Genomic DNA, 9,392 nt, shown 5'->3' on the forward strand with positions numbered 1-9,392 from the left:
TTAAACACCGCAACTTGGAAAACGGATTTGGCTAAATCAATTGAGATTGTGCTAGATTGATTCATGGTATGGGCTCCTATTTTGGTTTGTACCTGTAACTTTAGCTGACACAGTCAGTTGAGGTGGGGAGTCCATACCATTGAGCGTGATTCAGAATCTATGACTAGCGTGCCCGGGTTGTTGATAAAAGGTTTTGAATTCAAAGCGAACTGCCCGTAGATTCCTAGTCTCACTTAGGTTCGCTGGAATGACTCAAACCCCTTCGTCATTCTGAACAGCGAGGCACGAGCGTGATTCAGAATCTATTACCAGAGTACTCGGCTTGGTGAAAGAAGACTTTGGCTTCAAAGCGGACTGTCAGTAGATTCCTAGTCTCACTTAGGTTCGCTGGAATGACCCTGTGGCTTAGTCCTGCTGAAATGAGCACTCAAAATAAAAGACAAATGCGTGTTACAAAAAAGGTTGGCGATAATGCCAACCTTTTTTATTGGTACTTACTTCAGCACCTTATTCATCTTCTCGCCGAGTAATTCAAGACGCCAGCCTTGCATCACATCCGGTAGACGCGCTGGGTCGCGGTCTTTCTTCCATACCCAACTGATGATTTGGTTGATCTGCTTTTTAGAAGCCAAGAACTCGGTCGCCAAGCCTGACTTTTGCGATGCTACCTTCACCACATCTTTCATGTTCTTGAAGATTTGCTTGTAGCCTGGGTAATCCATCAAACGTTCAATTTTCGCTGGGTAATCATCGGCAGGTGTTTGCTTTGCACTTTTCACGATGGCCGCAATTCGTGCGCCATGGCGGTTAATCGCACGGATGTCGATGCCTTCCGCTTCCATCTTCTTAAAGCCAGTCAAACCAAGGCGAGCCACCGTCAGCAAATCACCTTCTTTGAAGATGAAGTTCAGTGCTAGGTCACGCTTAATCGCTTCGCGGTAACGCCAAGTTGCCAATGGCTTCAGAATCGCAAGTTCAGCCGGTCTTAGCTGCCATGCGCCTTTGATGTCTAGGTAGGCGTTTTCTTCGTTCACGTTGCGAATACGTTTTGATACCAGTAAGTCGCTCTCTTGTTGAACCGCTTCCCACCAGCCTGCTTCGTTCACTTTAGCTAATAGCTTCTCGTAAAGAGGCATTAGGTAGTGCACGTCGGCCGCGGCGTAATCAAGCTGCTTTTGAGTCAGTGGACGCGCCATCCAGTCAGTGCGAGATTCGCTCTTGTCTAGCTCGACGCCAAGGTATTCTTCCACCAGCGTAGCGAAGCCCGTCGACAGGCCGTGACCTAGGAAAGCGGCCATCAACTGCGTATCCACCATTGGGAATGGTGTACAGCCAAAGGCATTTTGGAAGACTTCTAAATCTTCACCACACGCGTGCAGTACTTTTAGTACTGAGGTGTCTTTTAACAACTCGACGAACGACGTCATGTCAGTCAGTTCGGTCGGGTCGATAAGGGAAAGTTGTTTGCCATCGAAAAGCTGAATTAAACCTAGCTGCGGATAGTAAGTCCTGATTCGCACGAATTCGGTATCCAGCATAACTACGTCGGCTTCTCTTGCTAGAGCGCAGACTTCTTCTAGGTCTTTGTTTTTCGTAATGATCTGATAGTTCACATGCTTCTCGCTATAAAAAAATGCCAGCAAAACGCTGGCATTCTAACACTATTTGGCAATAAATGATTGTTGCACAAAGAAATCCGCTTATGCACTCTTCTTCGCTAGCTCTGCATCGTTCTCTTCACGCAGTACGCGACGAAGGATCTTACCTACGTTGGTCTTAGGTAGATCTTCACGGAACTCAACCAACTTAGGCACTTTGTAGCCAGTTAGGTGTTGGCGACAGTGTGCAATCACTTCGTCTTTGGTTAGGCTTGGATCGCGTTTTACAACGTAGATCTTCACCAACTCGCCAGACACTTCATGAGGCTGACCGATTGCCGCGACTTCTAGCACTTTACCGTGCAGTGCAACTACGTCTTCGATTTCGTTCGGGTAAACGTTAAAGCCAGACACAAGAATCATGTCTTTCTTACGGTCAACGATGTGCAGGAAGCCTTCATCATCAAACTTAACGATGTCACCCGTCGATAGCCAACCGTCTTCGTTGATCACTTCTTTGGTCGCTTCTGGGCGCTGCCAGTAACCTTGCATCACTTGAGGACCGCGAACTTGGAGCTCACCTGTCTCTGTGTTTGCTAGTGCGTTACCTTCTTCATCAACAATACGTACTTCTGTTGATGGCACAGGCAGACCGATAGAACCATTGTATTCCACTAGGTCGTGCGGGTAAGCCGCCACCAATGGAGAACATTCTGTTAGACCGTAACCTTCTAGTAGGTAACAGCCTGTGGTCTTTTGCCATTTTTCAGCCACGGCACGTTGCACTGCCATACCACCACCTACTGCAAGGCGAAGGTTGCTGAAATCTAGCTCATGGAAATCTTCGTTGTTCACTAGCGCGTTAAATAGGGTGTTTACACCGGTAATCGCAGTGAACTGGTATTTTTGCAGTTCTTTCACAAAGCCCGGAATATCACGCGGGTTAGTGATAAGCAGGTTGTTGCCACCCATTTCAACAAACAGTAGACAGTTCACCGTCAGCGCGAATACGTGGTAAAGCGGCAGCGCCGTAACAACAAGCTCGCGTCCTGGTGCCAAAACTGGACCATAAGCGCCTTTCGCCTGCATTACGTTGGCGATCATGTTGCGATGCGTCAGGATTGCGCCTTTCGCTACGCCCGTTGTACCACCAGTGTACTGTAGGAATGCAATATCATCACCAGACATAAATGGTTTCACGTACTGAAGACGACGACCTTTGTGCAGCGCTTTACGCATTGAGATTGCACCCGGTAGATCGTACTTAGGCACCATGCCCTTCACGTACTTAACCACGAAGTCGACAAGCGTACCTTTTGCACGTGGCAACATTTGACCAAGACTGGTCAGAACCACGTGTTTCACTGGCGTGTTTTCTACGATTTGCTCTAGCGTGTTCGCGAAGTTAGAGACGATAACGATCGCCGTTGCGCCAGCATCGTTTAGCTGATGCTCAAGCTCACGAGGAGTGTAAAGTGGGTTCACGTTCACAGCGATACAGCCTGCACGCAAAATACCAAATAGCGCTACAGGGTATTGAAGCAGGTTTGGCATCATAAGAGCAACGCGGTCACCCTTCTTCAGCTTAAGTTCGTTTTGTAGGTATGCGGCGAATGCGCGGCTACGCTCTTCCAATTTGCGGAAGGTCATGACCGAGCCCATGTTCATGAATGCCGGTTGGTCTGCGTATTTTTGAACAGACTGCTCGAACATTTCTACCAAAGACTCATATTGCTCTGGATTGATGGTTTCAGGTACGTCACTTGGATAACGTGAAAGCCATGGTTTATCCACGATGTTACTCCTCGTTTATAACTGGCTAAAAAATAGCGTCCTTTTTATTTTGAGCACTATTACAGCACAGCAAACGTGCTTGAGCACGTAACTCTCAAACACTTGTTTAAATTTTGTTAACTACACCAAGAATTCGCTTTGCCACCTCGAGTTTTTGCTCTAAATGACAATGGTGACCACCCGCGACAGAAACCACATTCGGTGGATTTTCGCCCCAATCGATTTGGTTAGACTGTAAATGCTGAAATCCTTTGTCACCCAAAATGATCAGGTGCGGACAGCGTATTTGGCTGGTGATCGAGTTCGCGTGGTCCTGTGCCATGCGGTAAAGAGAATCGCACTTTAATTTGGCATCGTGTCGCCAAAACCATTGATTCTCGCGACATTCAGTCCCGCGCTCTACGATTGGCATCAACTGCTCGGCGGTCAGGTGATTCGCTTGCATGCGTAGCTTTAACGCCAGGTCGAAAGAAGCGATAGCTCGCTCCGGTTTATTGCGTTGACGTTGTCGGCTAAGGACACCATCACGCAGTCGTTTCACGCTATTGGAAGGCTGTTCTGCGAGTGGACCCGCTCCTTCAATTTGCACTAACGCTTCGACCTGTTCAGGAAAGGCAGCACTATAGCAACTTGCGATTAATGCGCCTAGTGAATGACCTACTAACACCAGTCTGTTTGGCGATAATTCATCCAATAATTGGTGTAAATCAGCAATGTAGTCGTGGAAGGGATAGTAATTGTCCGAGGGTTTATGGCTGGATAAGCCATGACCAAATAGGTCAATTGCCAGTAAATGAAGATCAGGATTGCACTGGTGGATGGCGTTCATCAAGGTTTTGAAGCTGCCCGCATTATCCATCCACCCATGAAGAAAAACGACTGAACAAGCAGTCGTTTTTTCATTTCCGATCTCTAAGGCTGCCATGCTCCCATTTGGGAGTGCAAAACGGCGCTCATTCATCACAGATTATTTAACCTTCTTGATCACCTTGCCGTCTTGCGGGAAATCCGAACGCATCATACGGCAGTTAATGGAATAACAAGGGTAGTAATAGGTTGGCGTATCGTACATACGTACGCGCTCTTCAATCTTCCATAGGCGGTAGCCATCGCCTTTGATCGCCGGGAAGATGTATTGGTGCTCACCAATTTTGCCTTCTTCTTCGCCCACGCCTTTACCAACAACGGTAATAAGTCGGCCTTGGCTAAACGCAACCGGCTCTAGGTAACCATCAAAGTACACTGCGAAGCGACCCGTTGGTTCTTGGTCAATATCCGGCTTACCTGATTTGCTGATTGGCAGGTTTACGATCTCCAGACGCGTTTGGTCTTTCAAGTTATCCACTTTCGCGATAACACCACCAAGGCGGACATCGTTAGCAGCCTGTCCTTGGTCTTCGGCAAAGGTTTTGTAATCCGTCAAAACCTGCTCGGTGCTTGCATTCAACTCTTCAGGAAGAGAACTACAGGCAGAAAGCCCGAATGCCGCGATAATAACCAGAAAAATACGTCCAGAAAGTTTCATAAACCCCCACTATAAATTCGTTGTTTTACACATAGATATCGACACCAAGTAACTGAGCAAGTTCCTCTTTCTTCGCTCGATTCATGACGTCCATATACTGTTCCATTGCTTTGCGAGCATGACCCTCGGGCAAATCATATTGCACTTGAGCGCGATGAATCTGAGACCCATCCACTTGTTTGATGGAATGCGCGACGGCGTTCGCCACCTTAGAAGGTTGACCAACGGACTGCTTATCTTGAGTTTTCTTTACCTGCCCTTTTTTACCGACTTTATTGGTGCGATTTGCACCCGGTATTAACGCAGGAGGTAAACCATTGATAGACGCCATAACGCTCCATAAAAATACAGGGCAAACGCCCCGTATATTCTAGTAGTAATGAATTATTCGCGACCCGGAAGTTTCTTCCACGTTACATTATCGCGCAGATAAACCGGGCTCGATTCTTCTACTGGGACTGTGTTGCCTTTCTTAAGTTCCTGTTCAGCAAGAATCACGATGTCTTGCGAATCAGGGTAAAGCACATCACCGCTCGTTAAGTTGAATGGCAGTTTACCAAGATCTTCTTGGTAAGCATCCCAACCAGTACCCGCTTTAGTCCACGTTTTGTCGTCTGCTTGTGCTTCTTCCGATAGACGCGCTGGTGGAATAACACATTCTGCATCGACACCAGCCCATTCACCGTTTTCTTGGCGAGTGTAACGTGCCCAGTAAACTTCACTCATACGCGCATCAATCGCAACCGCGACATCCGTTGCACCGTGCAGGCGGTAGCTTGCTTGTGCCATCGCAGCCAACGTTGAAACGCCAATCATTGGTAAGTCAGCACCAAACGCCAAACCTTGCGCGATACCAATACCGATACGAACGCCAGTAAAGCTGCCGGGACCACGACCAAACGCCAATGCGTCTAGATCTTGTAGAGTCAGGCCCGCTTCTTTCAGTACTTCGTCCACCATAGGCAGTACTTTCTTAGTGTGGTCACGAGGAGCCACTTCACTGCGTGAAATCACTCGGTCATTAACCAGTAGCGCAACTGAACAGTTCTCAGTTGCCGTATCGATAGCAAGAATTTTTGCGCTCATGTAACTCTCTACAATTCTTCTTTAATTTATTGATGCCACAGCGCATTAGTCTGCGGCAGGTTGTTCTGTTTTTAGGAATGTTTTGATTCGTTCCAAATCCCGTGTTCTTGGGATTGGCGGTAAGCTGCCAAGGAAGATGCCACCGTAATCACGCGTTACCAAACGGTTGTCGCAAATGATTAAGGCACCATGATCTTTTTGGTCTCGAATTAAACGTCCTACGCCCTGCTTTAACGTGATAACCGCATCCGGGATTTGCACTTCTGCAAACGGCTCACCGCCACGTAATCGACAATCTTCGATTCGGGCTTTGAGCAGCGGTTCATCAGGGGCAGTAAACGGTAATTTGTCGATGATAACACAGCTCAGCGCATCACCTCTAACATCGATCCCTTCCCAGAATGCACCCGTCGCCACCAGCAGTGCATTACCCAGTTCCATAAACTCGGCAAGGGTCTTTTGTTTGCTCATCTCACCTTGCATTAGCACAGGCAGATCCAGCACTTCACGGAAGCGTTCACCAAGCTCACGCATCATGCTGTGCGAAGTACACAGGAAGAAACAACGCCCGTCGTTCTCTTCAATCACAGGCGCAAGCATTCGCACCAGTTTGTCGGCTAAGCCTGGGCTGTTTGGCTCTGGCAAATAACGAGGCACACATAGGCGCGCTTGCTTCTCGTAATCGAACGGAGATGGCAACGAAAACTGCTGCTTCGGCTTCAATCCAAGACGATCGGTAAAGTGTTTAAAGTCACCAGATACTGCAAGGGTTGCAGAAGTGAAAATCCACGCGCCTTGTTTGATTTCAATTTGCTCATGGAATTTATCTGCAACCGATAGCGGCGTAATGTGCAGAGCAAAATGGCGGGGAGATGTGTCGTACCAGTATGAGTAACCAGTAATATCGACATCACAAACGCGATCAATTCGTCCTTTGATCAGGTTGGCACGCTCAAAGGCGGTATCCAGCAATTGGCTTCGACCTAGCGCCAGTTTCAACACATCAATCGCCAAGTCTAAGCTATCGGTTAAGCGCACCAATTCACGCTTGATCGATTCCGACTGCTGCGCTTCACGCCAGTTTCCACGAAAGCCCGGTTCACCGAGAACGATGCGCATATCCATCGCACTTTGCATCAGCTTATCACCGACTTTTTGTAGCTGGCGCATGTCTTTTGCTTCAGTGCGGTAAGCAATCTCAATGTCTTTGGCGAGCTCTTGGATCTGACGGCTAGAGATCGATTGTCCGAAGTATTCGCTGGCAATGTCTGGAAGCTGGTGAGCTTCGTCGAAGATGAAAACGTCAGCTTCTGGGATCAACTCACCAAAGCCGGTTTCTTTGATCGCAAGGTCTGCAAGGAACAAGTGGTGGTTGACGACAACAATGTCCGAATCCATTGCGCGTTTGCGTGCTTTTAGGACGAAACAATCGGTGTAGCTCGGACACTCTTTACCCAGGCAGTTATCGTTGGTGGAGGTAATGGTTGGGATGATCATGCTGTCTTCTGGCAGATCCTCACAATCACCTAAATCGCCCGTTTTGGTTTCAGACGACCAAGTGCGGACTTTAACCAATTGAGTCAGCAGTGTTGGATCGGCCTCATTAGTATGGCTCTCGACCATTTGTCGGCTAAGACGATCCAAACATAGGTAATTGGAGCGACCTTTTAGTAGCGCGACTTGTCCATAAAAGCCCAAAGCATTGACCATCAAAGGCAAGTCACGGTGATACAATTGCTCTTGCAGGTTCTTCGACCCGGTACTGATGATGACTTTTTTTCCGCTCAAGAGCGCTGGCACAAGGTAAGCGAAAGTCTTACCCGTTCCCGTTCCGGCTTCTACCACGAGCTGAGTTTGGTCTTTGATCGCACTGCTGACAGCTTCTGCCATATCGATTTGTGGCTGGCGAGCTTGAAAGCCCGGAATGGCTTTGCCTAACGCGCCCTCAGAGGAGAATGTTTTTGCGATCATGCCTGACATCTGGTTGGAAAAATTGTCGTGAGTATATCAGAGATACTTGTTCAATCAGACAACCTGCAGCGCTATTTCTGTCTATTCGCTCTCAACGACTCAATACGGTTTGCAGAAACGAGAGTTCCTCTTCCGACAGAGTGCTCATGGATTCAGAAACGGTTAGTTTCCTCAGTTGACGTTGCAACAGAGATTTTTGGTTTGCATTGAGCAAATGTAATTGTTCCATTAACTGGCGGAAATCCTCATCAGAAACACCAAAATGTTTAGGCATCCTTTACCTCCTCGAAATTAAACACACGAATACTGAATCGCTTATATCAATTCGAGGGTTAACGCTGAGTAAACCTTGGTGTTTTAAATTAACAAATGAAGCACACCAAACAAGGGCTTCAACGGATAATTTGTTGAAACCGCGCCGAGAATAGATTATTTATGAAGTCAGATTGCAGTACGATTCACGCTTCTGACGTGACCCTTTTATTCGTATGCTAGAAAAATAATGCATGGAAGTATCTGATTTATGGAAAAGAAAACACTGTTAACCCATTGTTCTGACGCACCGGGTTTGATCTCAAAAATCACCAATATCTGTTATAAGCATCAGCTGAATATCGTTCATAATAACGAGTTTGTTGATAACACCAGTGGACACTTTTTCATGAGAACCGAGTTGGAGGGTTACTTCAACGATCAAACGGTACTCGCCGATTTAGACCAAGCGCTGCCACAAGGTGCAAAACGTAAACTTATTAGCTCTCGCCGTAAACGCATCGTCATCCTAGTAACCAAAGAAGCGCACTGTCTGGGTGATATTCTGATGAAGACTTACGATGGCAGCTTAGATGTTGAAATTGCTGCGGTTGTTGGTAACTACGACAAACTTCAAACACTCACTGAACGTTTTGATATTCCTTACCATCACGTGACTCACGAAGATCTTAGCCGTGAAGAGCACGAGCAGAAGATGCTTGAAGTGATTGACCAATATGATGCCGATTACCTTGTACTGGCGAAATACATGCGTGTTCTCACTCCGACTTTCGTGGAGAAATACCGTCACAAGATCATCAATATCCACCACAGCTTCTTACCCGCGTTTATCGGTGCTAAGCCATACCAACAAGCTTACGATCGCGGTGTGAAGATCATCGGTGCAACGGCGCACTTCGTGACAAACGACTTGGATGAGGGTCCAATCATCAAGCAGGACGTTATTCCAGTGGATCACACGTTCAGCGCACAAGATATGGCGCAAGCAGGTCGCGATGTAGAGAAGAACGTATTGAGCAAGGCTCTGAATAAAGTGATCAATGACCACGTATTTGTTTACGGCAATAAGACGGTTATTCTGTAATTACTTCTCTCTTTTTACCATTTCACTATGAATAAACCCGCCTAATCGGCCTGTCTCTTAT

The 9,392-nt window shown here is 47.3% G+C and carries 9 protein-coding genes; 1 reads left to right on the top strand and 8 read right to left on the bottom strand.

The window, feature by feature from the left end; all coding sequences use genetic code 11:
* Window positions 1-494 precede the first annotated feature (494 nt).
* The 8 genes from rnd to KIV40_RS19525 all read right to left on the bottom strand — a co-directional run bounded on the left by rnd (window position 495) and on the right by KIV40_RS19525 (window position 8,248).
* Window positions 495-1,613, bottom strand: a complete 1,119-nt coding sequence (gene rnd / locus KIV40_RS19490; protein WP_285350841.1) for a ribonuclease D — start codon at window positions 1,611-1,613, stop codon at window positions 495-497.
* An 87-nt stretch (window positions 1,614-1,700) separates the two neighbouring features.
* Window positions 1,701-3,392: a long-chain-fatty-acid--CoA ligase FadD gene (gene fadD, locus KIV40_RS19495; RefSeq protein WP_012127281.1), complete on the bottom strand. Its 1,692-nt coding sequence runs from the start codon at window positions 3,390-3,392 to the stop codon at window positions 1,701-1,703.
* Between the two features lie 106 nt (window positions 3,393-3,498).
* A complete protein-coding gene (locus tag KIV40_RS19500; protein ID WP_285350846.1) occupies window positions 3,499-4,353 on the bottom strand; it encodes an alpha/beta hydrolase in 855 nt (284 codons plus the stop codon).
* A gap of 6 nt (window positions 4,354-4,359) precedes the next feature.
* Window positions 4,360-4,917: a Slp family lipoprotein gene (locus KIV40_RS19505; protein ID WP_050910775.1), complete on the bottom strand. Its 558-nt coding sequence runs from the start codon at window positions 4,915-4,917 to the stop codon at window positions 4,360-4,362.
* Between the two features lie 25 nt (window positions 4,918-4,942).
* A complete protein-coding gene (locus KIV40_RS19510; RefSeq protein ID WP_285350842.1) occupies window positions 4,943-5,248 on the bottom strand; it encodes a chromosome partitioning protein ParA in 306 nt (101 codons plus the stop codon).
* A gap of 53 nt (window positions 5,249-5,301) precedes the next feature.
* Window positions 5,302-6,003 (bottom strand): tRNA (adenosine(37)-N6)-threonylcarbamoyltransferase complex dimerization subunit type 1 TsaB, encoded by a 702-nt coding sequence (gene tsaB / locus KIV40_RS19515; RefSeq protein ID WP_045377693.1) that lies wholly within the window; start codon window positions 6,001-6,003, stop codon window positions 5,302-5,304.
* A 45-nt stretch (window positions 6,004-6,048) separates the two neighbouring features.
* Window positions 6,049-7,974, bottom strand: coding sequence for an ATP-dependent DNA helicase (locus KIV40_RS19520; RefSeq protein ID WP_285350843.1), 1,926 nt, complete (start codon window positions 7,972-7,974; stop codon window positions 6,049-6,051).
* A gap of 91 nt (window positions 7,975-8,065) precedes the next feature.
* Window positions 8,066-8,248: a hypothetical protein gene (locus tag KIV40_RS19525; protein WP_005428722.1), complete on the bottom strand. Its 183-nt coding sequence runs from the start codon at window positions 8,246-8,248 to the stop codon at window positions 8,066-8,068.
* Between the two features lie 249 nt (window positions 8,249-8,497).
* Between KIV40_RS19525 and purU the strand changes: the two genes are divergently transcribed.
* Window positions 8,498-9,331 (top strand): formyltetrahydrofolate deformylase, encoded by an 834-nt coding sequence (purU, locus tag KIV40_RS19530; RefSeq protein WP_285350844.1) that lies wholly within the window; start codon window positions 8,498-8,500, stop codon window positions 9,329-9,331.
* Window positions 9,332-9,392: the final 61 nt, after the last annotated feature.

The sequence above is a fragment of the Vibrio sp. D173a genome, from assembly GCF_030248475.1.

What these genes read in the sequence shown, in the direction of transcription:
- KIV40_RS19500 (WP_285350846.1), bottom strand. Translation starts at nt 4,353, where the DNA reads ATGAATGAGCGCCGTTTTGCACTCCCAAATGGGAGCATGGCAGCCTTA.
- KIV40_RS19505 (WP_050910775.1), bottom strand. Translation starts at nt 4,917, where the DNA reads ATGAAACTTTCTGGACGTATTTTTCTGGTTATTATCGCGGCATTCGGG.
- KIV40_RS19510 (WP_285350842.1), bottom strand. Translation starts at nt 5,248, where the DNA reads ATGGCGTCTATCAATGGTTTACCTCCTGCGTTAATACCGGGTGCAAAT.
- tsaB (WP_045377693.1), bottom strand. Translation starts at nt 6,003, where the DNA reads ATGAGCGCAAAAATTCTTGCTATCGATACGGCAACTGAGAACTGTTCA.
- KIV40_RS19520 (WP_285350843.1), bottom strand. Translation starts at nt 7,974, where the DNA reads ATGATCGCAAAAACATTCTCCTCTGAGGGCGCGTTAGGCAAAGCCATT.
- KIV40_RS19525 (WP_005428722.1), bottom strand. Translation starts at nt 8,248, where the DNA reads ATGCCTAAACATTTTGGTGTTTCTGATGAGGATTTCCGCCAGTTAATG.
- purU (WP_285350844.1), top strand. Translation starts at nt 8,498, where the DNA reads ATGGAAAAGAAAACACTGTTAACCCATTGTTCTGACGCACCGGGTTTG.